The sequence below is a fragment of the Pseudomonas arvensis genome (assembly GCF_056688935.1).
In genome coordinates this window covers 4,606,987-4,631,533 of record NZ_CP162038.1, presented here as the reverse complement: position 1 = coordinate 4,631,533, position 24,547 = coordinate 4,606,987, and the positions used below count along the sequence as shown (strand labels likewise).

General features: G+C 59.3%; 25 protein-coding genes and 1 pseudogene. 11 read left to right on the top strand and 15 right to left on the bottom strand.

Going from position 1 to position 24,547, the window contains the following annotated elements; all coding sequences use genetic code 11:
- Window positions 1–122: 122 nt before the first annotated feature.
- The 3 genes from AB3G88_RS20785 to AB3G88_RS20775 all read left to right on the top strand — a co-directional run bounded on the left by AB3G88_RS20785 (window position 123) and on the right by AB3G88_RS20775 (window position 3,856).
- Window positions 123–1,883: a terminase ATPase subunit family protein gene (locus tag AB3G88_RS20785; protein ID WP_480451444.1), complete on the top strand. Its 1,761-nt coding sequence runs from the start codon at window positions 123–125 to the stop codon at window positions 1,881–1,883.
- Window positions 1,883–2,905 (top strand): phage portal protein, encoded by a 1,023-nt coding sequence (locus AB3G88_RS20780; RefSeq protein WP_480451442.1) that lies wholly within the window; start codon window positions 1,883–1,885, stop codon window positions 2,903–2,905. The genes AB3G88_RS20785 and AB3G88_RS20780 overlap by 1 nt, the downstream gene beginning before the upstream one ends.
- A 156-nt stretch (window positions 2,906–3,061) precedes the next feature.
- Entirely contained in the window at window positions 3,062–3,856 is a 795-nt protein-coding gene (locus tag AB3G88_RS20775) for a DNA adenine methylase (protein ID WP_480451440.1), read from the top strand.
- Here the strand turns inward: AB3G88_RS20775 and AB3G88_RS20770 are convergent.
- Together AB3G88_RS20770 and AB3G88_RS20765 are read right to left on the bottom strand one after the other, a co-directional pair.
- Entirely contained in the window at window positions 3,853–4,533 is a 681-nt protein-coding gene (locus AB3G88_RS20770) for an SOS response-associated peptidase family protein (protein WP_480451438.1), read from the bottom strand. The genes AB3G88_RS20775 and AB3G88_RS20770 overlap by 4 nt on opposite strands.
- Window positions 4,534–4,558: 25 nt before the next feature.
- Entirely contained in the window at window positions 4,559–4,897 is a 339-nt protein-coding gene (locus tag AB3G88_RS20765; RefSeq protein WP_480451436.1) for a hypothetical protein, read from the bottom strand.
- Between the two features lie 1,281 nt (window positions 4,898–6,178).
- On the opposite strand from AB3G88_RS20765, the gene AB3G88_RS20760 reads away from it, so the two are divergent.
- Both AB3G88_RS20760 and AB3G88_RS20755 read left to right on the top strand, forming a co-directional pair.
- Complete coding sequence (locus tag AB3G88_RS20760) at window positions 6,179–6,412, top strand: DUF4160 domain-containing protein (RefSeq protein ID WP_191959105.1); 234 nt, start codon at window positions 6,179–6,181, stop codon at window positions 6,410–6,412.
- A 3-nt stretch (window positions 6,413–6,415) separates the two neighbouring features.
- A complete protein-coding gene (locus tag AB3G88_RS20755) occupies window positions 6,416–6,874 on the top strand; it encodes a DUF2442 domain-containing protein (protein ID WP_099582732.1) in 459 nt (152 codons plus the stop codon).
- 71 nt (window positions 6,875–6,945) lie between these two features.
- Here AB3G88_RS20755 and AB3G88_RS20750 read toward each other — a convergent pair whose 3' ends face one another.
- The 4 genes and pseudogenes from AB3G88_RS20750 to AB3G88_RS20735 all read right to left on the bottom strand — a co-directional run bounded on the left by AB3G88_RS20750 (window position 6,946) and on the right by AB3G88_RS20735 (window position 9,267).
- Complete coding sequence (locus AB3G88_RS20750; RefSeq protein WP_480451433.1) at window positions 6,946–7,986, bottom strand: DMT family transporter; 1,041 nt, start codon at window positions 7,984–7,986, stop codon at window positions 6,946–6,948.
- 61 nt (window positions 7,987–8,047) lie between these two features.
- Window positions 8,048–8,185, bottom strand: a pseudogene (locus AB3G88_RS20745) (M24 family metallopeptidase); the annotation flags it as partial.
- Window positions 8,186–8,268: 83 nt separating this feature from the next.
- Complete coding sequence (locus tag AB3G88_RS20740; RefSeq protein ID WP_099582730.1) at window positions 8,269–8,847, bottom strand: DUF4337 domain-containing protein; 579 nt, start codon at window positions 8,845–8,847, stop codon at window positions 8,269–8,271.
- Between the two features lie 54 nt (window positions 8,848–8,901).
- Window positions 8,902–9,267, bottom strand: coding sequence for a DUF2784 domain-containing protein (locus AB3G88_RS20735; protein WP_099582729.1), 366 nt, complete (start codon window positions 9,265–9,267; stop codon window positions 8,902–8,904).
- Window positions 9,268–9,375: 108 nt separating this feature from the next.
- Here AB3G88_RS20735 and AB3G88_RS20730 point away from each other — a divergent pair, with 108 nt between their 5' ends.
- On the top strand, window positions 9,376–10,062 hold the full coding sequence (locus tag AB3G88_RS20730) for an HAD-IA family hydrolase (protein WP_112196465.1): 687 nt from the start codon (window positions 9,376–9,378) through the stop codon (window positions 10,060–10,062).
- Between the two features lie 66 nt (window positions 10,063–10,128).
- On the opposite strand, the gene AB3G88_RS20725 is transcribed toward AB3G88_RS20730, so the two are convergent.
- Window positions 10,129–10,875 (bottom strand): 3-oxoacyl-ACP reductase family protein, encoded by a 747-nt coding sequence (locus AB3G88_RS20725; RefSeq protein WP_099582727.1) that lies wholly within the window; start codon window positions 10,873–10,875, stop codon window positions 10,129–10,131.
- Between the two features lie 126 nt (window positions 10,876–11,001).
- On the opposite strand from AB3G88_RS20725, the gene AB3G88_RS20720 reads away from it, so the two are divergent.
- Window positions 11,002–11,925: a LysR family transcriptional regulator gene (locus AB3G88_RS20720; protein WP_480451430.1), complete on the top strand. Its 924-nt coding sequence runs from the start codon at window positions 11,002–11,004 to the stop codon at window positions 11,923–11,925.
- Window positions 11,926–11,952: 27 nt separating this feature from the next.
- On the opposite strand, the gene AB3G88_RS20715 is transcribed toward AB3G88_RS20720, so the two are convergent.
- The 3 genes from AB3G88_RS20715 to AB3G88_RS20705 all read right to left on the bottom strand — a co-directional run bounded on the left by AB3G88_RS20715 (window position 11,953) and on the right by AB3G88_RS20705 (window position 15,431).
- Window positions 11,953–12,681, bottom strand: a complete 729-nt coding sequence (locus AB3G88_RS20715; RefSeq protein WP_112196463.1) for an aspartate/glutamate racemase family protein — start codon at window positions 12,679–12,681, stop codon at window positions 11,953–11,955.
- Window positions 12,682–12,695: 14 nt separating this feature from the next.
- Window positions 12,696–14,225 carry an NCS1 family nucleobase:cation symporter-1 gene (locus tag AB3G88_RS20710; protein WP_480451427.1) on the bottom strand — a complete coding sequence of 510 codons (1,530 nt, stop codon included), beginning with the start codon at window positions 14,223–14,225 and terminating at the stop codon, window positions 12,696–12,698.
- Between the two features lie 471 nt (window positions 14,226–14,696).
- Window positions 14,697–15,431: a phosphoadenylyl-sulfate reductase gene (locus AB3G88_RS20705; protein WP_099582723.1), complete on the bottom strand. Its 735-nt coding sequence runs from the start codon at window positions 15,429–15,431 to the stop codon at window positions 14,697–14,699.
- Between the two features lie 151 nt (window positions 15,432–15,582).
- Here AB3G88_RS20705 and thrH point away from each other — a divergent pair, with 151 nt between their 5' ends.
- Window positions 15,583–16,200, top strand: coding sequence for a bifunctional phosphoserine phosphatase/homoserine phosphotransferase ThrH (thrH, locus tag AB3G88_RS20700; RefSeq protein WP_099582722.1), 618 nt, complete (start codon window positions 15,583–15,585; stop codon window positions 16,198–16,200).
- A 118-nt stretch (window positions 16,201–16,318) separates the two neighbouring features.
- Here the strand turns inward: thrH and AB3G88_RS20695 are convergent, their stop codons facing one another.
- The 5 genes from AB3G88_RS20695 to rloA form a co-directional block, all read right to left on the bottom strand.
- On the bottom strand, window positions 16,319–16,675 hold the full coding sequence (locus AB3G88_RS20695) for a helix-turn-helix domain-containing protein (protein ID WP_099582721.1): 357 nt from the start codon (window positions 16,673–16,675) through the stop codon (window positions 16,319–16,321).
- 150 nt (window positions 16,676–16,825) lie between these two features.
- Window positions 16,826–18,169: an aminodeoxychorismate synthase component I gene (pabB, locus tag AB3G88_RS20690; RefSeq protein ID WP_158877470.1), complete on the bottom strand. Its 1,344-nt coding sequence runs from the start codon at window positions 18,167–18,169 to the stop codon at window positions 16,826–16,828.
- A 99-nt stretch (window positions 18,170–18,268) separates the two neighbouring features.
- On the bottom strand, window positions 18,269–19,255 hold the full coding sequence (locus AB3G88_RS20685) for an alpha-L-glutamate ligase-like protein (protein ID WP_032887562.1): 987 nt from the start codon (window positions 19,253–19,255) through the stop codon (window positions 18,269–18,271).
- Window positions 19,255–20,787 carry an osmotic stress tolerance membrane protein RloB gene (gene rloB, locus AB3G88_RS20680; RefSeq protein ID WP_099582719.1) on the bottom strand — a complete coding sequence of 511 codons (1,533 nt, stop codon included), beginning with the start codon at window positions 20,785–20,787 and terminating at the stop codon, window positions 19,255–19,257. The genes AB3G88_RS20685 and rloB overlap by 1 nt, the downstream gene beginning before the upstream one ends.
- Before the next feature lie 5 nt (window positions 20,788–20,792).
- Window positions 20,793–21,326 (bottom strand): retropepsin-like aspartic peptidase RloA, encoded by a 534-nt coding sequence (gene rloA / locus AB3G88_RS20675; protein ID WP_099582718.1) that lies wholly within the window; start codon window positions 21,324–21,326, stop codon window positions 20,793–20,795.
- A 272-nt stretch (window positions 21,327–21,598) separates the two neighbouring features.
- Here rloA and AB3G88_RS20670 point away from each other — a divergent pair, with 272 nt between their 5' ends.
- The 3 genes from AB3G88_RS20670 to prpC are packed head-to-tail and all read left to right on the top strand — an operon-like array spanning window position 21,599 to window position 24,368.
- On the top strand, window positions 21,599–22,309 hold the full coding sequence (locus AB3G88_RS20670; RefSeq protein ID WP_099582717.1) for a GntR family transcriptional regulator: 711 nt from the start codon (window positions 21,599–21,601) through the stop codon (window positions 22,307–22,309).
- Complete coding sequence (prpB, locus tag AB3G88_RS20665) at window positions 22,306–23,199, top strand: methylisocitrate lyase (protein WP_099582716.1); 894 nt, start codon at window positions 22,306–22,308, stop codon at window positions 23,197–23,199. The genes AB3G88_RS20670 and prpB overlap by 4 nt, the downstream gene beginning before the upstream one ends.
- Before the next feature lie 41 nt (window positions 23,200–23,240).
- Window positions 23,241–24,368 carry a bifunctional 2-methylcitrate synthase/citrate synthase gene (gene prpC / locus AB3G88_RS20660; protein ID WP_480451422.1) on the top strand — a complete coding sequence of 376 codons (1,128 nt, stop codon included), beginning with the start codon at window positions 23,241–23,243 and terminating at the stop codon, window positions 24,366–24,368.
- Window positions 24,369–24,547 lie beyond the last annotated feature (179 nt).

The window sequence follows — 24,547 nt, the reverse complement described above, 5'->3', positions numbered from 1 at the left end:
CCGTTGCGATGTGGGCATGGTCGGCAGCTGCGGCCTTGCGGGCAACGAGCCGCACTTGTAGAGCAAGGCTCTACAGGGAGCGGGGCGGGTATACCACGCGCGCGGGAGGCAGCATCTGCGCCATGAATGCTCTCGCTGAAATTCCCATCCGTGATAATCGTCGCCAGGCCAAGTTTTTGTACTGGACGGGCTGGCGCATCACTGAAATTGCCGAATACCTGGACGAAAAAGAGAAGACCGTCCACAGCTGGAAAACCCGTGACGAATGGGATCGTGCGGGTAATGTCGAGCGAATTGGCGGGGCGTTGGAAGCGCGGTTGGTGCAGTTGATCCTGAAGGAAGGCAAGTCCGGCGGCGACTTCAAGGAAATTGACCTGCTCCACCGGCAGTTGGAGCGCCAGGCCCGTATCGAGCGGTTCCAGGGTGGCGGTACCGAGTCTGAGCTAAACCCGAAACTGAATGACCGCAATAGCGGGCCGAAGAAAAAACCGAGCCGCAACGAGTTCAGCGAGGAGCATATCGAGCTGCTCACTCAGGCGTTTATCGATGGGTGTTTCGGCTATCAGCTGGATTGGTACAAGGCGGGTAATCAGCGCACCAGGGCCATTCTGAAAAGCCGGCAGATCGGGGCGACTTTCTACTTTGCTCGTGAGGCGTTGATTGATGCGCTGACCACGGGGCGTAACCAGATCTTCCTGTCGGCTTCGAAGAATCAGGCGCACATTTTCAAGTCGTACATTCAGTCCTTTGCCAGGGAAGTGGTCGGCGTCGAGTTGACCGGCGATCCCATCACGCTGGCGAACGGCGCCGAGCTGCACTTCCTGGGGACCAACGCCCGAACCGCCCAGGGTTACCACGGTAACTTCTACTTCGACGAATTCTTCTGGACGTTCAAGTTTAAGGAGCTGAACAAAGTCGCCTCGGGCATGGCGATGCAGAAACAGTACCGTCGCACTTATTTCAGCACCCCGTCGAGCATGGCCCATGAGGCCTATACGTTCTGGACGGGGGAGCGTTTCAATAAGGGCAAGCCTGCCGCCAACCGTATTTCTGTGGATGTGTCCCACGATGCCCTGCAACAGGGGCGGTTGTGCGAGGACAAGGTGTGGCGGCAGATCGTCACGATTCTGGACGCCGAGCAGCGCGGCTGTGACCGGTTTGACCTTGAGGAGTTGCGCCAAGAGTACGACGCCGAGGCCTTCCAGAACTTGCTGATGTGCCAGTTTGTGGACGACGGTGCGAGCATCTTCCCGCTGTCGATTTTGCAGTCGTGCATGGTGGATAGCTGGGTCGAATGGGCCGAGGACTACAAACCGATGGCGCCGCGCCCGCTGGCCGACCGGCAGGTTTGGTTGGGTTATGACCCGGCCGAAACGGGCGATAGCTCCGGTCTGGTGGTCGTTGCGCCGCCGATGGTGCCCGGCGGTAAGTTCCGGGTGCTTGAGCGCCACCAGTTCCGAGGCATGGACTTCGCGGCGCAGGCCGAGTCAATCCGCATGGTGACCCAGCGCTACTGGGTGACCTATATCGGTATCGACACAACCGGCATGGGCTCCGGCGTGGCGCAGCTGGTGCGGCAGTTCTTCCCTGGACTGACCACGTTCAGTTATTCGCCAGAGGTGAAGTCGCGCTTGGTGATGAAAGCCTATGACGTGATCCACAAGGGCCGGCTGGAGTTCGACGCCGGGTGGACTGACTTCGCGCAATCACTGATGGCTATCCGCAAAACCATCACCGCCAGCGGCCGGCAGTTCACCTATACCGCCGGACGCAGCGAATCAACCGGCCACGCCGACCTGGCCTGGGCGCTTTTCCATGCACTACACCACGAACCGCTCGAAGGGCAGACGGCTGCCAATACCGGGCGGATGGAGCTTTTTTGATGAGTACAGGTAATGAGGTGGCGGTTGCCACGGAGCAGGCGGTGAGTGAGCACAAGTCGGTGGCGTTTACGTTCGGCGAGCCGGAGTCGGTGTTATCTGCCAGAGAGATATTCGACTCTCTGGAGTGCTGGTTTAACGGGCGTTGGTACGAGCCGCCCTTGTCGCTGGACGGACTGGCTCGGTCGGTGAAGGCCAGCGTTCACCTTGACTCTGGGCTGCGCTTCAAGCGCAACCAACTAACCCGCACGTTCATCCCGCACAAGCTGCTTACCCGCGAGGCGTTCGACCAGTACGCTCAGGACTACCTTGCATTGGGCAATGGGTACGTGGAGGCGCGGCGGTCATTGCTGGGCACCACTGTAGCGCTCAAGCCTGCGCTGGCGAAGTACATGCGGGTAGGAAAGGACGGGCACTTTTTCCAGGTGCAGGGCTGGAAGAATGAGCATGCGTTTGACCAGGGCAGCGTCTTCCATTTGCGCGAACTGGATCTGCATCAGGAAATTTACGGGTTGCCGGAGTGGCTGTGTGCATTGCAATCGGCGCTGTTGAACCAGTCGGCGACGTTGTTTCGCCGGAAGTACTACGAGAACGGTAGTCATGCCGGTTTCATCCTGTACATGACGGACGCGGCGCAAAACGAGGCCGATATCGACGACCTACGCACGGCTTTGAAAAACTCCAAGGGGCCTGGCAACTTCCGCAACTTGTTTGTGTATGCGCCGAACGGGAAGAAAGAAGGCATTCAGTTGATCCCGGTGAGCGAGGTGTCGGCCAAGGACGAATTCAACTCGATCAAGGATCAGACCCAGGGCGATGTTCTGGCGGCGTTGCGGGTTTATCCGCAGCTGATGGGCATCGTGCCGAAAAACGCGGGGGGCTTTGGCTCGCCGAAGGAAGCGGGGGAGGTCTGGGCCACCCTGGAGCTTGAGCCAATTCAGACACGCCTGGCCCTTCTCAATGATTGGGTCGGCGAAGAAGTCGTGCGCTTCAAGCCATTTGAACTTGGAGCGGGGGAGAAATAGTACCCCCGCGCAGTAAACGAGGCGACGAGCTGGTGCGCTAACACCCGCTCGACGCTGAATCACTCGAACACGCCGAGTGCTCCAACCAAGGCCTCGCCCCACTGCGCAGGGGGTGCGAAGCCTAAGCGAATCCAATTGTCGAAACAAGGATCACTTATGAGCACACCTATAATCCCGTGGATGGGCGGCAAGCGTCGCCTGGCAGATCGTCTTATTCCGCTGTTTCCACCCCATGAATGCTACGTCGAGGTTTTTGCCGGCGGTGCCGCGCTTTACTTCATGCGGCCCCAGGCTGCACCCGTTGAGGTTCTCAATGACATCAATGGCGACCTGGTGACGTTGTACCGCGTGGTGCAGAACCACTTGGAAGAGTTCGTGCGCCAGTTCAAGTGGGCGCTAAGCTCCCGCCAGGTGTTCGAATGGCAAAAGATGACCAGGCCTGAAACTCTTACCGACATCCAGCGGGCTGCGCGGTTTTTCTACCTGCAGCACCATGCCTTTGCGGGCAAGGTCAGCGGGCAGACATTTGGTACTGCTACCACGGGACCGGCGATCAACCTCCTGCGGATCGAGGAGAACCTATCTGCCGCGTGGCAACGACTCTCAGGCACCTACGTTGAGAACCTGGGCTGGCTGGAATGTGCGGAGCGGTACGATCGGCCGCATACATTTCACTACATGGACCCACCTTACTGGCAGACCGCAGGCTATGGCGTGGACTTTTCCTTTGAAAACTACGAGCGGATGGCCGATTTCATGCGCCGCTGCAAGGGCAAGGTGATGGTCAGCATCAACGATCACCCAGATATCCGGCAGGTGTTTGACGGGTTTCACTTCGAAATGGTGGATATCCGATACAGCACGGCAAATCAGCGGCAGGGGAAAGCCGACGTCAGCGGGGAGCTGGTCATTATGAATTGGGAGCCCGATGCATTGGGTGGTCTGTTCTAAGGAACCGGATCAATCAAACTGGCTTCCTTGTTTCTAACGTTGCCCACGGCGGTGCTGACCTTGAACCATTCAAATGCCTCGGAAGGCTCGCCCTGGTGCAACACCATCTGCTCGGCACGCTCCTTCGGCGTTGCTGGATGCAACCATTCGCGGGCAAGGTCTGGGGTCAGTACCACGGGCCTTCTGTCGTGGATGTCGACCATGCCGCCGGCACTATCGGCGGTGATGATCACAAAGCCGTCATGCTCGCCTGGGCCTTCATCAGCGTCGGGCAGTTGGCCGATGGCCGCACACAATATCGGCGAGCCATCCCGCCTGCGGATTAGATAGGGCTGTTTCTTTGGCCCACCTTCGTCCACCCATTCAAACCAATTGTCGATCGGTGTAATCGCCCGGTGCGGCCAGATCGCCCTGAAGAATGGGCCGTTGGCGACTTTTTCGACGCGCGCATTAATCGGTGCGGCGCGGTCTTTAGCCCAATGCGGTCGCCACCCCCAGCGCACGGGATCGGCGTGCAGCAAGTCACCCTGCATATGTAACAGCGCAACTTTGGTCGTTGGCGCAACGTTGTAGCGCTCAATAGGCTGTTCGCCCACGGAGTTCGCCAATGCATTGGGCATGCTCAAAGCTGCTACGAAGTCGTGAATACCTCGGTATTGCGACAGTCTTCCGCACATAGTCCAGCCCTCTCTCGATTTGATCTTAGACAATGGTGATCGGTTGAGGCCTCATTTCATTGACTATCCGCCGTAACTGTTCCGCTTCTCGTCGGCTTACAAAATCCGACGTAGTCAGGTCTGAGATCTGCTTCCGCATTGCTGCGGCTTCGGCACCGCGCGCTCGGAGATACGCCGCGAACTCGCTGTTCTTCGCCTGGGTTTCCAGCAGCATCTGACTTATCCCGAAAATGTCTGCCCGAGCTTTGCGCAATTGTGCGTTCAGCTCTTGGATCTCGTTCTCCAGCAAACGGCAATGCTGTTGATACATCTCCAGCGGAGTAGGTAATCCAAGCCAGGTGAAGTTGTCTTCGTCTGTGTTCATGGGGGCGCGTCCAGTGCTGTATGCGCATACAGTAAATGAGGTTTGACCCTTACGCGATGTGAGGCGACGAAATGCAGGGGGGAGGAGGGGACTTTAGGTGGAAAAGTTCAGCCGGCACAGACGAAAGTCTGTCATTCAGCAGCATGAAAAAACCCATCTCAACATAGCATTTAGCAGGTGTCACGACAACCCTAAAAGGCAGCGAGGCCCAATAAACACAGGGCTTTCAGCGCAGCGAAGCCTTCCAGGCAGCTCCCACCTTGGCAGCACCCTGACTGGCCGGTGCAGGGGTGGGGAGTTGGCGTGCCACACTCGGGCCACTGGCGTGCCACACCGGGGCAGTGACGTGCTTCAGCACTCGGCGCGCGCCGTCGTCCCCCCACCTCGCCTGCGGGCTAAATGGGTCGTTTTTTCTGCGCCCCTGCGGACCACTCCCGGCGGCTCAGGCTGGGCGCTTGCTTGGCGTTGTGGGGACGTTGAAAGCCTGCGGAACCCTGCACCGAGGGGGTATTTCTTCGAAAGGTCTGGAGGCGTTGCTGTGCAGGTAGAGGGGGGGTATTTCAAAAAGAGTAATTTCAGTAACCGCGTATGGGTAATGGGCTGGAGGTCGCGTATTCCGTGGGGTTCGGTATTACAAAAAGGAGTAACAGAGAAGTAATTGAAAAGGTAATTTTTTGCCAACACGTTGTTTTTAAAGGGTTTTTATAAACATGAGAATTACATTTATAAAGAGTAATCAGATTACTTCAATATTACTTAAAAATTACCTTTTGGCTTGAATACAAAACCCTTAAATTTCAATGGCTTGAGCGTGAAAAACGGTCAAGATTACTTATGTTACTCTTTTTTTTGCCCCCCTCTAGATTTCGAATCTCAGCCCACTACACGTGTGATGCGCACGCGTAACGCGGTGCAATCTGAGGTCCGTGGGAATGGCGTGGGAACGCTTTCGCGCAACCGGCACCGCTGTAGCCCTTGTATTCCGGGGCCTCGGCTGAGCGATCGAGGGTGCGGGTACTTTCGAATCTCTCCTTCACCGCCAAATTCGATGTAAACAAAACCCCTGGTTTCGAAAGAATCCAGGGGTTTTGTGATTTCTGGGGATTGAAAAGGCTTGGCGTCTGGATTGCCCTGTCGTCCTGTCCGTGCAGAGCGGTGCAATTTCACTGAGTACGGCAGCATCGCTTCTGGTTTCGCTGGAATAGAAGCCTGAAGGGTTTGGTATCCAGCATGTGAAACCGCTGTTGTGCTAGGGAAAATTTTTCTCTAGCATCTGCCCTCATGGCTACCCTTCACAGTGAACGAAACTGGAAAATAAAAATCTATCCCGACGACCACGCGCCGCCGCATTTTCATGTGCAGACGCCAAATGGTGAGTCGTTGGTTCAGATAGAAGGGCTGGTGGTGCTCGGCTCGGGCGCTGACGCCAAGGCATTGAAAGCCGCCCTGCTTTGGGCAAAAGCCCATGTCGCTGATCTTAAGCGCGTATGGGATGAACAAAACCGGAGGAACTGACTTATGACCAGCAAGCTTCGCATCTCTGCTGTGCGACCAGTTGCCGGCAAGCATGCCTTAGAGATCGAGTGGAGTAACGGCAAGCGACACACGGTTGATCTCGTTGATCATATAAATACTTTTCCCGTTCTCAAGCCGCTTCTGGATCTGGCTCGATTCGGCCAAGCCGAGGTGGGGGAGTGGGGCTTTGATGTGACATGGGGCGATGACCTTGAACTGTCATCCGTCACGCTTCACCGTTTGGCGTTGGAGCAATCTGGCGAGGTCATGCTGACGCAGGATTTCAGAGCGTGGATGCTGAGTAACAATTTGTCCCTTTCCGCAGCGGCTGTGGAGTTGGGTTTCTCTCGCAGGACTATCACGGCTTATAGCAGTGGTGCTGCGTTGATTCCTAAGCACGTGGGTTTGGCGTGCAGGGGATGGGAGTATGAGCGCAAGGGTTATACGGGGCGCCACGCATAAGCCGGGCCTGTATTGCATAACGAAGGGCGGCCCATTGAGCCGCCCTGATTCATCCTGTGGTGACCCCGCTTCTAATGCCTATGCCGATGATGCACATCCGGAAAATGCGCATGACTATGCCTCACCGGGCTGTGCACATGCACATGGCTGTGGGGCACATCCGGATCCCACTCAAACCCATGCTCATGCTGATGATGTTCATCATGCACATGCCGATGCCCGTGTTCCGTCGCCTCATGCTGATGTTCATGGGCGTGCCGCTCCGTCAGATGCAGCCACACGCCCACGGCCATCAGCGCTGAGGCGATCCAGAACGCCGTCGTCACCGATTCCCCCAACACCAGCATTGCAATCGCGGCCCCCAGGAACGGTGCGGTCGAGAAGTATGCCCCGGTGCGTGCACTGCCCAGTCCACGCAATGCCAGTACAAACATGACCAGGCTGATGCCATACCCCAGAAATCCAACCAACAAGATCGGCGCGAGTTGTGCCGCTCCGGGGATCTGCGCGCCGAGATAGAGCGCCACTGCCGCATTTACTACACCTGCGATCAACCCCTTGGTACTCGCGATAAACAAGGCGTCCGATGCCGACACTTTGCGCGTCAGGTTGTTGTCGATGCCCCAGCACAAGCAGGCGAGCGCGACTGCCAGGGGGCCTGTCCAGTCATGGCTGCCGCCACCGCCTTCGGGCCATGACAGCGCAACGCCGCCCAACACAATTGCGATCATCCCAAGCACGATTCGGCGGTCGGCGTTTTCTCTGAATACCAGCCAGGCGATCACGGCGGTCAACACCGATTCGAGGTTGAGCATCAGGGACGCGGTCGCGCCGGTGGTGCGGGTGAGGCCGAACATCAGGGCCACGGGGCCGAGGATGCCGCCGAAGGCGATGGCGCCGAGCAGCCATGGCCATTCGGTGGGGGTGAGGCCGGAGGATTTCCAGCCGCGGTCACGGACAAGGCGTACGCCGGCGAGTCCGATGCCGCTGCCGAGGTAGAGCAGGCCGGCGAGCAGCACCGGTGAAAGACCCAGGCCGAGATTTTTGGCAAGCGGGGTACTGGCGCCGAACAGGGCGGCTGCCGCCAGCGCGTAAACAATGCTGAGGTTCACGGGCACTTCCTCGAAAGGTGGACCCATGATACGTCGCTCGCCCTGGTTAAATCTTCGGCAGTTAAGCGAGTAAGTCTTCGTAGAAAGCGCCGTAGGGTCTGCTCGGGTGCGCGATCTGGATCTCCAGGATCCACAACCTGGCATTGGGGTAGTGCTCGAAATCTCCCAGGTCGCCGCCGCGATGAATGGCCTGGGCGTAGCGCATGCGGACACCGGTCTCTCCTTGATAGCGCTATGACATTTACTATATAGCGATTGAGGTAGCGGGCCCAAATGAAAATATCAAAGATGCAGCCCGGCCAGGCTGCCTAACACCACTGCCACGCCCGCCGCCGTATACGCCATGCGCTTCAACCACTCCTTGCGCGTGAGCAACGTAATCGCCGCCAACGAAATCGCGATCTGAATCGCCGTCATCGCCTGGGCCCAGCGGTGGTGCTGGTGCAAGGCCTGTTCTGATTTTTCATCCCATTCACGCGAGGTGGCCTCAAGCTTTTCTGCCTGCTGGCGCACGTCTTCCTTCTGGCTTTTGTAGCGTTCGATTTCATCCTTGTAATGCGCGGCGTCCACGCCCGGAATATGGGTGGCCAGTTCCGCCAGGTTCTGACGGCTGGATTTTGCCTGGTAGTAGTTCCACTGGTTGGCGGCTTCGGTCTTGAAGATGGCCGCGTTGTTTTTGTCCATCGCCGCTTCGCTTTCGGTGGAGCCGGCCTGGTAGCTGAGCATGGCGCCGAGGGTGGCCATCAGCGCGGTCATGACGGCGATGCGGCTGGCGAAATTGTCCCCGCGTGCGTGGGCATGTTCAGTGGTGTGTTCGATGTGTTTTTCGTGGGGGCTGGGGACTTCGAAGGCTTCGGACATGGTGGCGGCTATGAACGGACTGAGGGAGTCTGATTCTTCACCTCTGCGGCTGTCTCAAGCCTGTACGTAACGCCGAATCAGCTGCGTATACACCGCGATGTTGATCAACAACACCAGGGCACCCAGCCCCAGTTGAATCTGCGGGGTCAGCCCCGCTGGGTAGATGAGCGCAACAATGTAGTGTTCGATAAACCCGCCGCCATAGCCGTCTTGACCGGCGAGATGGCGAAGCAGGTTTTCCCAGCGCGTCAATGGGCAGGGGAGGTGGAAAACCTCGACGGCCACGCCCCACGCGGCGGCGGGCAGGTGCAGCCAGATAACCGGCCGCCACTTTAGGGCCAGCAGCCCGCCGAACAGGACGAACAGGATGAAGCAAAGGTGGAACAGCACGAGGCTGTCGGCAGCTAGGCGGTAGAGCATTGTGTGTGCTTCAAAGGGGGAGGGCATAGTCTAAAGGGTTGCCCGCAGGTAAGTGGGGCCGTTATTGTGCTGAATCCTTTTAGTCCTTCGCCCCAAGGATCTGTTGTGATGAATCCACCGCGTACCGTTGCCCCGATCAAGGCTGTGATTTTCGATATGGACGGGTTGTTGCTGGACACTGAAGGCATCTACACCGAAGTCACGCAGATCATCGCCGAGCGTTATGGCCGTACCTATGACTGGGGGATCAAACAGCACATTATTGGTCGCGGGGCGCAGGACTTGGCGGAGTACGTGGTCAAGGCCCTGGACTTGCCGATTACGCCGGCCGAGTTTCTGGAAATTCGCGAACCGTTGATGAGTGAACGTTTTCCCAGGGCTCTGGGCATGCCCGGTGCCGAGGCATTGGTGCGGCATTTGAAGGCGCACAATATTCCGATTGCCGTCGGCACCAGTTCGTCGCGCAATTCGTTTGGCCACAAAACCACGTTGCACCGCGAGTGGTTCAGCCTGTTCGGCACCATCGTCACCGCCGACGACCCCGAAGTGGGCGCCGCGAAACCTGCGCCGGATATTTTCCTCACCGCCGCCCGCCGCCTGGGTGTGGCGCCGCAGGATTGCCTGGTGTTTGAAGATTCACCGTTCGGCGTCACCGCTGCGAAGGCCGCTCATATGACCGCCATCGCCGTGCCCGATGAAGCCATGGCTGACAGCAAGTACCACCACGCCGACCAGATCATCCGCAAGCTGGCGGACTTTGATCTGGCGGCTTATGGTTTGCCACCGATGTCCTGATTCACCGCAGGGCAGAAAATGTGGGACGGAGCCCCTCCCACATTTGATTTCATTGCTCCCGAACTATCAGGCGCTGAACCCGCCATCAATGGTCAGGCTGGCACCGGTGATATACCCCGCTTCCGGCCCGGCCAGGTACGCCACGAAACTGGCGATCTCTTCCACATGCCCGTAACGCCCCACCGCCATCAGCGCCATCAGGCTCTCGGCAAAATCGCTGTTCGCCGGGTTCATATCCGTGTCCACCGGCCCAGGTTGCACATTATTGATGGTGATGCCCCGCGGCCCCAGGTCCCGCGCCAGACCCTTGGTCAACCCCACCAGCGCCGCCTTGCTCATCGCATACGGCCCGCCACCGCCAAATGGCATGCGCTCGGCATTGGTGCTGCCGATGTTGATCACGCGGCCACCTTCACCCATATGTTTTGCCGCTTCCTGGGTAGCGATAAACACGCTGCGCACGTTGATTGCCAGGGTCTGGTCGAAGTCTTCCAGCTTGAAGTCTTCCAGCGGTGCGATGGCTAGTACGCCCGCGTTGTTCACCAGAATATCCAGGCGTCCAAAGGCTTCGACGGTGGCGTTGACCGCATTGCGAATCGCTGTCGCGTCTGCGCTGTCAGCATGGATCGCCAGGGCTTTGCCGCCGGCACTGATCACGCTGTTTTGCAGTTCTTCGGCCTTGGCCGCCGAGCTGACGTAGGTAAAGGCGACGGTTGCACCTTGTGCGGCAAGGCGCTTGACGATAGCGGCGCCGATGCCGCGGGAACCGCCTTGAATCAAGGCGACTTTACCGCTGAGGTTGAGTGTGGTCATGTCGATCTCCTGGCTGTTCAAGGCGGTATGCCTTGTTGTTGGAGTCGAGTATCGACCTCACCCAACCCTACCGGTAGACCGTGATTGCTATAGTCTGTGTAAATCAAAAGTTTAGAGTGGGTGCAGATGGAGAGCTTTGGCAGTATCGAATGCTTCGTGCGCAGCGCCGAAGGCGGCAGCTTTGCCGAAGCGGCGCGGCACCTTAGCCTGACTCCGGCAGCGGTCGGTAAAAGTGTCGCCAAGCTGGAAGCGCGCCTCGGTGTGCGGCTGTTCCAGCGTAGTACCCGGCGCCTTACGCTCACCGAAGCGGGCAAGCTGTTCCTCGAAGAGGTCAGCGGCAGCCTCACCACCATCCAGAACGCCGTGGCCAACCTGGCCAGTGCCGAAGGGCGGCCGGTGGGCACGCTCAAAGTCAGCATGGGCACGGTGTTCGGCAATCGTTATGTGGTGCCGCTGCTGGGGGAGTTTATGCGCCGCTTTCCGGATATCAGTCCGGACTGGCATTTTGATAACCGCCAGGTCGATCTGATCGGCCAAGGCTTCGATGCTGCAATTGGCGGTGGTTTTGAGCTGCCCCAGGGCGTGGTGGCGCGCAGGTTGACCCCGGCGCATCGGGTACTGGTGGCGTCTGCTGCTTACCTGGCGCAGCGCCCGCCGGTAGTGGCGCCCGAGGACCTGGCGCACTGCGATGGCATCCTCATCCGCTCGCCGCAGACCGGCCGCGTACGCTCCTGGCAATTGACCAGCCGCGAGCGTGAACACCGCCCGCTGGTGCTCAAGCCCGGCATGACCATGAGCGACTCCGAAGCCGCCTGCTGTGCCAGCGCCCAGGGTCTGGGCGTTGCGCTGGTGAGCATGCCCATGGCCGTGCCGTTCCTCGACAGCGGCGCGGTGGTGCGGGTGTTGCCGGACTGGTATGTCGACGACGGCAATATTTCCATTTACTACGCCGAGCACAAGTTACTGCCCGGTAAAACCCGGGCGTTTGTGGAGTTCATCATTGAGCGGTTTGCCGAGCAGGGTTTGGCACAACAATTCAGCGCGATCTAATGTGGGACGATTCCACATTTTGGACCTTCAGCGGCCGAACATGCCGGGCCAACCAATGACCCTCTTCGGCCGTGGCGTCGCGTAAGTCCTGACCTTCGACGTCGACAACCCCAACCGCACCAGCGACTCGGCAATGGTCACCGCCGCCGTCACCCCATCCACCACCGGCACTCCGGTGCGTTGTCTGATCTGCTCATCCAATCCCGCCATGCCGCCGCAGCCCAGGCAGATCACCTCCGCTTTGTCCTCGCGAATGGCCAGTTCCGCCTGGCGCACGATGGCTTCCATGGCGGCCAATGGGTCTTCTTCCAGCTCCAGGACCGCCATGCCACTGGCCCGCACCGAGGCGCAGCGTTGGTACAGACCGGCGAGTTTCAGGCGGTCTTCGATCAGCGGCACGGTGCGGTCCAGGGTGGTCACCACCGAATAGGCATGGCCCAGGAACATCGCCGTGCTGGCGGCGGCTTCGGTGATGTCCACCACTGGTACGTTCAACAATTCCTGCAGGCCTTCGCGGCCGTGTTCGCCGTAGCCGGCCTGGATCACGGCATCGAACGGCTGGTCGTAGGCCATGACCCGGTCCATCACCGCAATGGCGGCCAGGTAGCTTTCAAAGTTGCCTTCCACCGATTCGGCACCGAAGAAAGGCGTGAGCCCGACAATCTCGGTGCCCGGTGAGGCCACGCCCCGCGCTTGCTGGGCGATGGTGTCGGTAATGGATTCGGTGGTGTTGACGTTGACCACGAGGATGCGCATGGAATGTCCTTGTTTTAATGACTGACGTTATCGACTGCAATACTTTCGCCGCTGACATCGGCGTAGAACGGCTGGCGTTTGGCGATCAGCAGGTACAGCAGCCCTGCAATACCGGCGCCAAACAACCAGGAAAACGGCGAGACGCTGGCAAACCCTGGCAGCAGCGCCAGCAGAATGGCGATCACGGCTGCAGGAACAAACGCTGCCACCGCGCGTAAATTGACCCCTCGGCTGTAGTAATAAACGCCTTTCGGGTCTTCGCTGTACAACTGCGGTACGTCCACCTGGCTTTTACGGATCAGCCAGTAGTCGACCATGATCACCCCGTACAACGGCCCCAGCAGCGCGCCCAGGCCGGAGAGGAAGTACACGATCACCAGCGGGCTGTTGTAGAGATTCCACGGCAGGATCAACACCGCCACAGTGGCGCTGATCAGGCCGGCACGACGGAAGTTCAGGTACTTGGGCGCCAGGTTGCTCAGCACAAAGGCGGGCGCAACGAAGTTGGCCATGATGTTTACCGCCACGGTGACGATCAGGAACGCCAGGCAGCCCAGCACGAGGAAGAAGGTATTGGGGATGGCCGCGATGATTTCGGTCGGGCTTTCGATCACCCGGCCGTTGAGTTGGAACTGCCCGCCGCACAACAGCACGGTGATCGCGGCGAACACCAGGATGTTCACCGGCAGGCCCCAAAAGTTGCCGATCTGGATCGTCTTGCGGCAGGGCGAGGAACGGGCGAAGTCGCAGAAGTTGAGGATCAGCGTGCCGTAGATCGACAGCCACAGTGCGCCACCGGCAAAGATATTGCGCCACATTTCGCCACCGCTCAGCGGCTCGCGGATCGACCAGGCAATGTTGCCGCCCGCCTGGAAGTACATCCAGCCGGCCAGCGCGGCCACCGTCAGCAAAATCACCGGTCCGGCGAAGCCTTCATAACGCCGCACCATCTCCATGCCGTAGGCCAGGATCACCAGTTGCACGAACCAGATGGCCACAAAACACGCCCAGCCAAGGGATGACAGGCCGAGGATCGAGTTGTGGTCATAGTCAGCAAACCCTGGATGAATCGCCGTCAGCAGCACGCGGAAAACCACCGAGGCCAGGTAGGTCTGAATACCAAACCAGGCAATCGCAATCACTGCCCGGATCAACGCGGGAATCTGCGCGCCGTGAATGCCGAAACTGATGCGGCTGATTACCGGGAACGGAACGCCGGTCTTCTGCCCCATATACCCCGAAAGGTTCATGAAAAAGTACACCAGCGCCGCACCGATCCCCAGGGATAACAGGATCTGCCAACCGCCCAGGCCCAACGCATATAGGCCTATCGCGAACGAATAGTTGGCGATGTTGTGCACGTCGTTGGTCCACAGCGCAAAGATGCTGTAGCGCCCCCAGCGTCGGCCTTCGACCTTGGTTGGCGCGAGGTCTTTGTTGTGCAGGCGTGGGCTGAGCACCAAGGGGCGGGGGCTTGCGGCGTCTGGGTTCAGGGCAGAGGAGGGCAGATCCAGTGCGATATTGTTCGAGAGGCTTGTACGCATTCCGGCAGGCTCCAGCACATCTGCTGGAAGTCCGCAGATGGCAAAGTGTATGTAGGTTTTGTATTTATTGTATACAAAGCGCATTTCACCTTAAGCCACATACGTGCCAGTTTCCGATCTATGAAAATCGTGGGTAATTTCGTTTTTATAGGATGGTTAAATAAATAGCTGAATTCAAAGAGATATAAATTGACCGGTTGAACAGCTATTTATTTTTTGGTTGCGAGCTGTGGATTCACCGGAGCAATCGATAAGCCGGAGAGGGTGTTACGTTATGGTGCGGGTCAAGGCAGATTGCACACATAAATGGCACCGATGGTTACATGCGTGTGTACATCTCTAACACTCCACCCGAAACAAAATGTGGGAGGGGGCTTGCCTCCGATAGCGGTGTGTCAGTCACTGATGCAGTGCATGACACTCAGCCATCGGGGGCAAGCCCCCTCCCACATTTTCCAACTGCGTCAGCCCTTAGGCCTTGCTGATGATATTCCCCGCATGCAGCCCGCATTCCTTCTGCGTGGCCTCTTCCCACCACCAACGACCCTCTCGCTCATGCTGGTTCGGCAGCACAGGCCGGGTGCACGGCTCGCAGCCGATGCTGATAAACCCACGCTCATGCAGGCTGTTGTAAGGCAACTCCAGCATGCGGATGTATCCCCAGATCTCCTCGCTGCTCATCTGCGCCAGCGGGTTGAACTTGTACAGGGTGCGTTCCGGGGTGGAAAAGGCGGTATCGATCTCCAGCGCCGCCACCTGGCTGCGCGTGCCTGGGCTCTGGTCACGGCGTTGGCCGGTGGCCCAGGCCTTCACGCCGGACAGCTTGCGGCGGAGCGGCTCGATCTTGCGCACGCCACAGCATTCGCCATGGCCGTCCTTATAGAAGCTGAACAGGCCCTTTTCCTTGACGAAGGGTTCCAGCTTGCTCTGGTCCGGCGAGATCAGTTCGATATCGATCTTGTAGAAGTCACGCACCTGCTCGATAAACCGGTAGGTCTCCGGGTGCAGGCGGCCGGTGTCGAGGCTGAACACCTTGACGTTCTTGTTCAGCTTCCAGGCCATGTCCACCAGCACCACGTCCTCGGCACCGCTGAAGGAGATCCACAGGTCATCGCCGAACTGGCTGAACGCCAGTTTGAGAATATCCTGGGCGGATTTGTTGGCGTAAGTCGCGGCGAGTTCAGCGACATCGAAGGCTTGGTTCATCAGGACGGTTCCTACAGGTCAGTGGCGCTGAGCGCTCTATAGGGGAGCGATGGTATCAAAATCCGCTCTGCGTTGCGGCGGGGAGCTTGAATCGCTAGAGTTCGGCAGTCCTTTTGCTCGCTCAACCAATAACATCCAATAGGAGTGTCTTGTGGAAATTGCCTGTCTTGACCTGGAAGGGGTGCTGGTTCCGGAAATCTGGATCGCCTTCGCCGAAAAAACCGGTATTGAATCGCTGCGGGCCACCACCCGGGACATTCCCGACTACGACGTGCTGATGCAGCAACGTCTGCGTATCCTCGACGAACATGGCCTCAAGCTCGCCGACATCCAGGCGGTGATCGCCACGCTCAAGCCACTGGACGGCGCCATCGAATTCGTCAACTGGCTGCGCGAGCGTTTCCAGGTGGTGATTTTGTCTGACACTTTCTACGAATTCTCCCAGCCGCTGATGCGCCAACTGGGTTTCCCGACTCTGCTGTGCCACCGGCTGATCACCGACGAAACCGACCGCGTGGTGAGCTACCAACTGCGCCAGAAAGACCCCAAGCGCCAGTCGGTGCTGGCGTTCAAGACGCTCTACTACCGCGTGATCGCCGCCGGCGATTCCTACAACGACACCACCATGCTGGGTGAAGCGGACCGTGGGATCCTGTTCCATGCGCCGGAAAATGTGATCCGTGAGTTCCCGCAGTTTCCGGCGGTGCACACGTTTGAGGATCTGAAGAAGGAGTTCATCAAGGCGTCGAATCGGCAGTTGAGCCTGTAAGTCATTTTGTGATGCTGATGGCCCTATCGGGGGCAAGCCCCTTCCCACACTTTGATCTGTGAATACATTTCAAATGTGGGAGGGGGCTTGCCCCCGATAGGCCCGGCCCCGCCATCGCTTATCCCTCTGCCAGCAACCGCTCGTAAGGAATGCTCAAGCCTTCATGCAGCCGCTTGATCATCGACAGGCTGAGCTTGCGCTTATGGTTCAACACCTCTGACACCCGTCCGCTGGTGCCGATGAATGGCTCCAGGTCGCGAGCCGTCATGCCGAGCTGCTCCATGCGAAACCGAATGGCTTCCACCGGATCAGAAGGTGGCATTGGAAAATGTTCCGCTTCGTACTTTTCAATGAGTACGGCAAGAATCTCCAGCTCGTCACCCTCTGGCGAGCCGATCTGCGCCCCCCAGAGCTGCTCCACTCGTGCGAGCGCAGCCGTAAGGTCTTCCTGGGAATGTATGGGTTTGATGTTCATTACACGGTCTCCGCATCGTTGCGTCCTCCCAATTTGGGAGATGATAGGTGCGGTCGCGTGGAGATGCAATCTTGGAAATAATTCCTGACGAGTAGGCATTCGCTTCATGTGATCCTTCACCGGTGGCGGGTGGATGGTCGGAGCTGGACGCTACAGGCTTTCCAAAGTGTGTAACAAAACCCGCACCTTCGTCAGCGACTCCTGATACTCCGCCTCCCACTCGGAATCCGCCACGATCCCACCGCCGCCCCAGCAGCACACCTGGCCGTCCTTGACCAGCAAACTGCGGATGGCAATGGAGCTGTCCATCTCGCCGCGCACGTCCAGGTACACCAGCGAACCGCAGTACAAACCGCGTCGGGTCGGTTCCAGTTCGTCGATGATCTGCATGGCGCGAATCTTCGGCGCGCCGGTGATGGAGCCGCCGGGGAAGCTGCCGGCGATCAGGTCGAGGGCGTCTTTGTCGTCGGCCAATTCGCCGATCACGCTGCTCACCAGGTGGTGCACGTTGGGGTAGCTTTCCAGGCTGAACAACTCCGGCACGCTCACCGAGCCGGTGCGGCAGGTGCGGCCGAGGTCATTGCGCAGCAGGTCGACGATCATCAGGTTTTCGGCGCGATCCTTGGGGCTGGCCAGCAGTTCGGTGGCGTGGGCGGCGTCTTCTTCAGGCGTGGCTCCGCGGGGGCGGGTGCCTTTGATCGGGCGGGTTTCGACCTGGCGTTCGCTGATACGCACGAAACGCTCGGGTGACAGGCTCACTACCGCGCCGTTATTCGGCAGGCTCTGGAACCCGGAGAAGGGCGTCGGGCAGGCTTCGCGCAAGGCGCAATAGGCGACCCAGGGATCACCGCTGCACGGTGCGCGAAAACGCTGGGCGAAGTTGACCTGATAGCAGTCGCCGGCCTGGATGTAGTCCTGGATGCGTTCAATGGCCAGGCGATAAGCCGCGACGCTGAGATCCGCTGCCATGGGGCCCTGCAATGTGAAGCGTGCAGGGGCGGCGGCAACGTCACCGCTGAACAAGGTGATCAGCCGCTGCCGTTCGCTATCGGCCAGCGCCGGGTGAAATACCAGTTGGCTGGTCTGCGCCGAGTGATCACTGATCAGTGCCCAGGCATACAGCCCGAAACGCGCATCCGGCAGGTGCAAATCATCCACGGCCAGATCGGGCAGCTGTTCCAAGTGTCGGCCAAAGTCGTAGCTCAGGTAGCCGATCAAGCCGCCGGCAAACGGCAACTCGTAGCCGTCGGGCAATCTCGCCTCACCCAGCTGTGAAAGGTTTTTCCGTAACCGCTGTAGGAAGTGGCTGCCGCTTTCGTCAGGATCCACCGCCAGCGTCGCCTCAGGCCAGGCGCTGAGCAGGTCATAACGACCGCGTTCGGCCGCCGGTCGACCGCTGTCGAGCAGCACCGCGCCGGGGGCATGGCGAATCGCCGCAAAGTACTCGGCGGGGTTGGCCCGATAGGGCAGCGGGTGTACGGAACAGGTCGACATGCGAGGGTGGATCAGCCAAGGCGCGGGGGAGGGGATTGTAGTCCCCCGTAGGGCTTGCTCCTAGGGGGGATGTCGGGGATAGACAGATTGAAGGCTGGATCAGCCCTCTACAGGGGGAATATGCCCAAACATTTCCTGCACGAACTTGACTCGCTCTTCCGGGGTTTCCGTCACGCCGGCGGCTTTCAGCGCTTCCAGTCGTGCTTCTACCGCGTGGGTGCGCAAGGTCAGGCCGCAGTCGTTGGCGATCTGGATGTTCAGCCCTGGCCGCGCATTCAGTTCGAGGATCAGCGGGCCTTTTTCCTGATCCAGCACCATGTCGACACCGATATAGCCCAGCCCGCACAGCTCGTAACAGCCAGCGGCCAGTTTCATGAAACCGTCCCAGTTGGGCAGTTGCACGCCATCCACCGCATTGGTGGTATCGGGGTGTTTGGTGATGATGTTGTTCAGCCAGGTGCCGCGCAGGGTCAGGCCGGTGGCCAGGTCCACACCGACGCCAATCGCGCCCTGGTGCAGGTTGGCCTTGCCGCCGGATTGGCGGGTCGGCAAGCGCAACATGGCCATCACCGGGTAGCCCATCAGCACAATGATGCGGATATCCGGCACGCCTTCGTAACTGATGCTCTTGAAGATCTGGTCGGGCACCACGCGGTACTCGATCAGCGCACGGTCGCGGTGGCCGCCCAGGGAATACAGGCCGGTGAGGATGCTGGAAATCTGATGTTCGATTTCCTCATGGCTGATGATCTTGCCGGACACCGTGCGATAGCGCCCTTCGAAACGGTCGGCTACCACTAAAATACCGTCGCCGCCCGCGCCCTGGGCCGGCTTGATCACGAAGTCGCTGCGCCCGCCGATAATTTCATCGAGCTTGTCGATTTCTTTTTCGGTCGAGATCACCCCGTACATTTCCGGCACATGGATGCCGGCAGCGATCGCCCGTTCCTTGGTGATGATCTTGTCATCCACGATCGGGTACAGGCTGCGTTTGTTGTACTTGAGCACGTAGTCGGCATTACGCCGGTTGATGCCCATGATTCCCCGCGCTTCCAGGGCTTTCCAGGTCTTCCAGAAGCCGAACATTATGAGTCAGCCTTCAAGAACGCCTTGAAACGCACCAACTCGGTCAGGCGGTAGCCGCGATAACGACCCATGGCCAGCATGAAGCCCACCAGGATCAAAAGGATCGCGGGGAAGGTGAACACGAAGTACACCAGCTCGGGCACGCTCATGATCAGGTGCGCCAGGGAAGCAGCGAACAACGTACCAATCGCCACCTTGAGCGCATGGTTGGCCCCGCGCTCTTCCCAGGTGATCGACAGGCGTTCGATGGTCATGGTCAGGATCACCATCGGGAACAGCGCCACCGACAGCCCGCGTTCCAGGCCGAGTTTATGGCTGAACAGGCTGATGGCCGCGATAAGCACCACCACGAACGTCAACACCACCGACAGTCTCGGCAGCATCTGCAACTTCAAGTGTTCCAGGTAGGACCGCAGCGACAGCCCCAGCGCCGTGATGATCGTAAACAGCACAATCCCGAAGCCCAGCTGCGTTTCGCGGAACGCCAGGGCAATCAGCACCGGCGTGAACGTGCCCAGGGTCTGCAGGCCGATCAAGTTGCGCAGGATCAGAATCACCAGCACGCCAATCGGGATCATCACCATGATCATGAAGGTCTGCTGGGTTTGCAGCGGCAGGCCGTACAGCGAGTATTCGAGGAAGTTGGCGTCGGTGTTCTCGTCGGTCAGCTTGGCCAGGCGAATTGCGTTCATTTCGCTGTTGTTCAGACTGAACGTCACCATGGCCTTCTTGCCGCCGTCGACCGTGATCAGGTTTTCATCGCCGGTCCACCACAGCAGGCGGTCGGTGGGCAGGCCCTGTTCGCCGGTTTCCGGATTGAAGTACAGCCAGTCATTGCCATTGAAGCTGCGCAGCCACAGTTCCGGGGATTGCGGCTGGTCGGCGACCAGGCGGATGGTGTGGACCTTTTCCACCGGCACATGGGCTATCGACAGCAGCAACTCGACGATCTTGGCCTTGTGCGGTACGGAAGGGTCGCCCGCCAGCAGCAGCTTCACATTGTCGTCGTTGAGGTTGTTGGTGCGCTTGATGGCTTCGGTAATAAAGGTTTCGACGTCGGCCGAGTGCTGGCGGATCGGCGCCAGCAGGGCTTCGGCGGCGATTTTTTCAGGGCCTTCCACGGCAATGCTGTCGCGGAAGGTCGGGCCCTTGATCTTGGTTTTTTCGCCGCTGTAACGCTTGGTCAGCACCAGGCGGTAATACAGGGTCTGGTTGCCCTTGGCCCGGCGGGCAGACCAGGTGACCTTGCGGTTGCCGTCGGTACGGTTGACGCTCACCCCGTAGTTATTCGAGATAAAACTCTCATTGAGGCTGACAAAGTCGCGGCTCAACGGTGGCACGAACATCTGGATCTTTACCGGGTCCTTCGGGTTGGCGACGAACTCGACCTTGGCGTCGATGTTCCACAGGTCGTCGGTGGCGTCCTCGGTGACAGGAATGCCCAGCACGAAGATCTGGTAGGCGGTGACCGAAATACCCAGCACCACCAGGATGGCGATCAGGATTTTCAGGTGCAGGGTAAGAGAGCGCATTCGGTTTACTCGGCGGTATGAGCGTCGGCGGCGCAGGCGGGTTTGCCTGCTGCGTATTTAAGACTGGGGTCGACCAGCGCATCAAAGCGTTTCAACGCTTCGGAGCCGATCAGCAGCGGGTATTGGAATGCGCTGCGGTCAGTCAAGTTCACTTCGATGCTGCGTAAAGCGGTGCCCATGCAGATATCCAGGGCAATCACTGGTCGGGCGGTGTAGTTCTTGTCCTCATCGGGGTCGTAATCGCCGGCACGGCGCTTGATCTTGCTGACGCGGGCCAGGGGGCGTTCGATGGGGTGGGAATGGGCGGTGTCGATCGCCAGGTAGAAGCGCACCCAGGATTCGCCGTTGCGCTTGAAACGCTTGATATCGCGGGCGCTGAGGGAGGCGGTCTTGGCGCCGGTGTCCAGCTTGGCGGCGACTTCCAGGTTGATGCCAGCCAATTGGGCGTATTCGTTGAGGCCATACACGGTCTTCTCGGCGGCAACGCCAAGGCCCGGTACGAACAGTAGGCAAAACAGGGAAAAGGGCTTGAGTCTCATAGATCCTGAGGCGATGCAGTGCGATGTTCAATTCAAGGCGACTGGCATTACTGCGCAAGCTCCCTCGTGCGCCGTTTCATCCAATGATGTCAGGCAAATTCGGCGGGCATTCTAACATGATGCTTTTTTGGCGCCAGCGCTGGCAGGCGGCCATGCCTTGAGAGAGGTTAGCTGTGGTTATTAGACGATTGTCGACAATGTGGATTTATTCTTTGACTATGCAGGTCTGATTAGCTAGTTTTTGCCACATTGCTTTTAAAGGTGTCGACAATATGCTGGATCAGCTGCAAACGCCGGTGGTGGCGCAGGACGATTCCCAGACCATGTCCGAGAACGTCTTCCGGCGCATCCAGGCCGCCATCGTCAAGGGTGAGATTGCCCCCGGCAGCAAGATTTCCGAGCCTGAGCTGGCGCGCACCTACGGCATCAGCCGTGGCCCGTTGCGCGAGGCGATCCATCGCCTGGAAGGCCAGCGCCTGCTGGTCCGCGTGCCTCACGTCGGCGCTAGAGTGGTGTCCTTGAGCCACGCCGAGCTGGTCGAGCTGTATGAGATCCGCGAGTCCCTGGAAGGCATGGCCTGCCGCCTGGCCGCCGAGCGCATGACTGACGCTGAAATCGAAGAACTGCGCCAGGTGCTGCACACCCACGAACGGGATGCCGCGTTCCAGGCCGGTGTCGGCTATTACCAGCAGGAAGGCGACTTCGATTTTCATTACCGGATCATTCAAGGCGCCGGTAACCGCACCCTGACCCAAATGCTCTGCGGCGAGCTGTACCAGTTGGTGCGCATGTACCGCATCCAGTTCTCCGCCACTCCCAATCGTCCACGCCAGGCCTTTGCCGAGCACCACCGCATTCTTGATGCGATTGCCGATCGCGACGGTGAACTGGCCGAACTGCTGATGCGCCGTCATATCGGCGCGTCCAAACGCAACATTGCCCGTCACTTCCCGGACGGCGCCCCTGATAGAGGTGAGTCATGAGTTCGAATAATAAAAGCACACCCGGCCAGCGTTTCCGTGACGCGGTCGCCAGCGAACAGCCGTTGCAGGTCGTCGGCGCAATCAACGCCAACCATGCGCTGCTGGCCAAGCGTGCGGGCTTCAAGGCGATTTATCTGTCGGGCGGCGGCGTTGCGGCCGGCTCCCTGGGCGTGCCTGACCTGGGCATCACCGGCCTGGACGACGTGCTCACCGACGTACGCCGCATCACCGACGTGTGTGACCTGCCGCTGCTGGTGGACGTGGACACCGGTTTCGGCTCGTCGGCGTTCAACGTGGCGCGCACCGTCAAGTCGATGATCAAGTTCGGCGCCGCTGCTATTCATATCGAAGACCAGGTCGGTGCCAAGCGCTGCGGTCATCGCCCGAACAAAGAAATCGTGTCCCAGCAGGAAATGGTCGACCGCATCAAGGCCGCCGTGGATGCGCGCACGGATGACAGCTTCGTGATCATGGCGCGCACCGACGCCCTGGCCGTCGAGGGCCTGGAGTCCGCGCTGGAGCGCGCCGCCGCCTGTATCGAGGCCGGCGCCGACATGGTGTTCCCGGAGGCCATCACCGAACTTGAGATGTACAAGCTGTTTGCCGCCCGGGTGAAAGCGCCGATCCTGGCCAACATCACTGAATTCGGTTCGACCCCGCTGTACACCACCGAACAGTTGAAATCTGCCGATGTTTCCCTGGTGCTGTACCCGCTCTCGGCCTTCCGCGCCATGAACAAAGCCGCCGAGAACGTCTACACCGCGATCCGTCGCGACGGCACCCAACAGAACGTGATCGACACCATGCAAACCCGCATGGAGCTTTACGACCGCATCGACTACCACACCTTCGAGCAGAAGCTCGACGCGCTGTTCGCCGCGAAAAAGTAACGAACGGCCTCCCTGAATAACTACAAGATTGGAGAACGAACATGGCTGAAGCAAAAGTATTGAGTGGTGCCGGCCTGCGTGGTCAGGTAGCCGGGCAGACTGCATTGTCCACCGTGGGGCAGGCCGGTGCCGGCCTGACCTATCGCGGCTACGACGTGCGTGAACTGGCCGCCGATGCGCAGTTTGAAGAAGTTGCCTACCTGCTGCTGTACGGCGAACTGCCGACCCAGGCCGAACTGGCCGCCTACAGCAAAAAGCTGAGCACGCTGCGCGACCTGCCCCAGGCCCTGAAAGAAGTGCTGGAACGCATCCCCGCCGACGCCCACCCGATGGACGTGATGCGCACCGGTTGCTCGTTCCTGGGCAATATCGAACCCGAGAAAGACTTCAGTGTGCAGCGCGATGTCACCGACCGCCTGCTCGCCGCCTTCCCGGCGATCATGTGCTACTGGTACCGCTTCAGCCACGACGGCAAGCGCATCGACTGCGTGACCGACGAGCCGAGCATCGGTGGCCACTTCCTGCACCTGCTGCACGGCAAGAAGCCGAGCGAGCTGCATGAAAAGGTCATGAACGTGTCGCTGATCCTTTACGCCGAGCACGAATTCAACGCCTCGACCTTCACCGCCCGCGTGTGTGCCTCGACCCTGTCCGACCTCTACTCCTGCATCACCGCCGCCATCGGCTCCCTGCGTGGCCCGCTGCACGGCGGCGCCAACGAAGCGGCGATGGAAATGATCGAGCGCTTCTCCTCGGCCGAAGAGGCGGTGGAAGGCACCCTCGGCATGCTGGCGCGCAAAGACAAGATCATGGGCTTTGGCCATGCGATCTACAAAGACAACGACCCGCGCAATGAAGTGATCAAGGGCTGGGCGAAAAAGCTCGCCGATGAAGTGGGCGACACGGTGCTGTTCCCGGTCTCCGAAGCCATCGACAAGACCATGTGGGAGCAGAAGAAACTGTTCCCCAACGCCGACTTCTACCATGCCTCGGCGTACCACTTCATGGGCATCCCGACCAAGCTGTTCACGCCGATCTTCGTCTGCTCACGCCTCACCGGCTGGGCCGCGCATGTGTTCGAGCAGCGTGCCAACAACCGCATCATCCGTCCAAGCGCCGAGTACACCGGCGTAGAACAGCGCAAGTTCGTGCCAATCGAGCGTCGCTGAAGACCGGCGATTCCAGGGTTGGAATGAGCTCAAAAGTGGGAGGGGGCTTGCCCCCGATAGCAGTGTGTCATTCAACACATGTATCAACTGATACACCGCCATCGGGGGCAAGCCCCCTCCCACATTTTGATTCCATTCCAGCCTCGGATCGGCGCAGGTCTTCCTTTTTGCAATTACCG

Excerpts from the sequence above, each read along its gene's own strand:
- AB3G88_RS20785 (WP_480451444.1), top strand. The coding sequence starts at position 123 with ATGAATGCTCTCGCTGAAATTCCCATCCGTGATAATCGTCGCCAGGCC.
- AB3G88_RS20780 (WP_480451442.1), top strand. The coding sequence starts at position 1,883 with ATGAGTACAGGTAATGAGGTGGCGGTTGCCACGGAGCAGGCGGTGAGT.
- AB3G88_RS20775 (WP_480451440.1), top strand. The coding sequence starts at position 3,062 with ATGAGCACACCTATAATCCCGTGGATGGGCGGCAAGCGTCGCCTGGCA.
- AB3G88_RS20770 (WP_480451438.1), bottom strand. The coding sequence starts at position 4,533 with ATGTGCGGAAGACTGTCGCAATACCGAGGTATTCACGACTTCGTAGCA.
- AB3G88_RS20765 (WP_480451436.1), bottom strand. The coding sequence starts at position 4,897 with ATGAACACAGACGAAGACAACTTCACCTGGCTTGGATTACCTACTCCG.
- AB3G88_RS20760 (WP_191959105.1), top strand. The coding sequence starts at position 6,179 with ATGGCTACCCTTCACAGTGAACGAAACTGGAAAATAAAAATCTATCCC.
- AB3G88_RS20755 (WP_099582732.1), top strand. The coding sequence starts at position 6,416 with ATGACCAGCAAGCTTCGCATCTCTGCTGTGCGACCAGTTGCCGGCAAG.
- AB3G88_RS20740 (WP_099582730.1), bottom strand. The coding sequence starts at position 8,847 with ATGTCCGAAGCCTTCGAAGTCCCCAGCCCCCACGAAAAACACATCGAA.
- AB3G88_RS20735 (WP_099582729.1), bottom strand. The coding sequence starts at position 9,267 with ATGCTCTACCGCCTAGCTGCCGACAGCCTCGTGCTGTTCCACCTTTGC.
- AB3G88_RS20730 (WP_112196465.1), top strand. The coding sequence starts at position 9,376 with ATGAATCCACCGCGTACCGTTGCCCCGATCAAGGCTGTGATTTTCGAT.
- AB3G88_RS20725 (WP_099582727.1), bottom strand. The coding sequence starts at position 10,875 with ATGACCACACTCAACCTCAGCGGTAAAGTCGCCTTGATTCAAGGCGGT.
- AB3G88_RS20720 (WP_480451430.1), top strand. The coding sequence starts at position 11,002 with ATGGAGAGCTTTGGCAGTATCGAATGCTTCGTGCGCAGCGCCGAAGGC.
- AB3G88_RS20715 (WP_112196463.1), bottom strand. The coding sequence starts at position 12,681 with ATGCGCATCCTCGTGGTCAACGTCAACACCACCGAATCCATTACCGAC.
- AB3G88_RS20710 (WP_480451427.1), bottom strand. The coding sequence starts at position 14,225 with ATGCGTACAAGCCTCTCGAACAATATCGCACTGGATCTGCCCTCCTCT.
- AB3G88_RS20705 (WP_099582723.1), bottom strand. The coding sequence starts at position 15,431 with ATGAACCAAGCCTTCGATGTCGCTGAACTCGCCGCGACTTACGCCAAC.
- AB3G88_RS20695 (WP_099582721.1), bottom strand. The coding sequence starts at position 16,675 with ATGAACATCAAACCCATACATTCCCAGGAAGACCTTACGGCTGCGCTC.
- pabB (WP_158877470.1), bottom strand. The coding sequence starts at position 18,169 with ATGTCGACCTGTTCCGTACACCCGCTGCCCTATCGGGCCAACCCCGCC.
- AB3G88_RS20685 (WP_032887562.1), bottom strand. The coding sequence starts at position 19,255 with ATGTTCGGCTTCTGGAAGACCTGGAAAGCCCTGGAAGCGCGGGGAATC.
- rloB (WP_099582719.1), bottom strand. The coding sequence starts at position 20,787 with ATGCGCTCTCTTACCCTGCACCTGAAAATCCTGATCGCCATCCTGGTG.
- rloA (WP_099582718.1), bottom strand. The coding sequence starts at position 21,326 with ATGAGACTCAAGCCCTTTTCCCTGTTTTGCCTACTGTTCGTACCGGGC.
- AB3G88_RS20670 (WP_099582717.1), top strand. The coding sequence starts at position 21,599 with ATGCTGGATCAGCTGCAAACGCCGGTGGTGGCGCAGGACGATTCCCAG.
- prpB (WP_099582716.1), top strand. The coding sequence starts at position 22,306 with ATGAGTTCGAATAATAAAAGCACACCCGGCCAGCGTTTCCGTGACGCG.
- prpC (WP_480451422.1), top strand. The coding sequence starts at position 23,241 with ATGGCTGAAGCAAAAGTATTGAGTGGTGCCGGCCTGCGTGGTCAGGTA.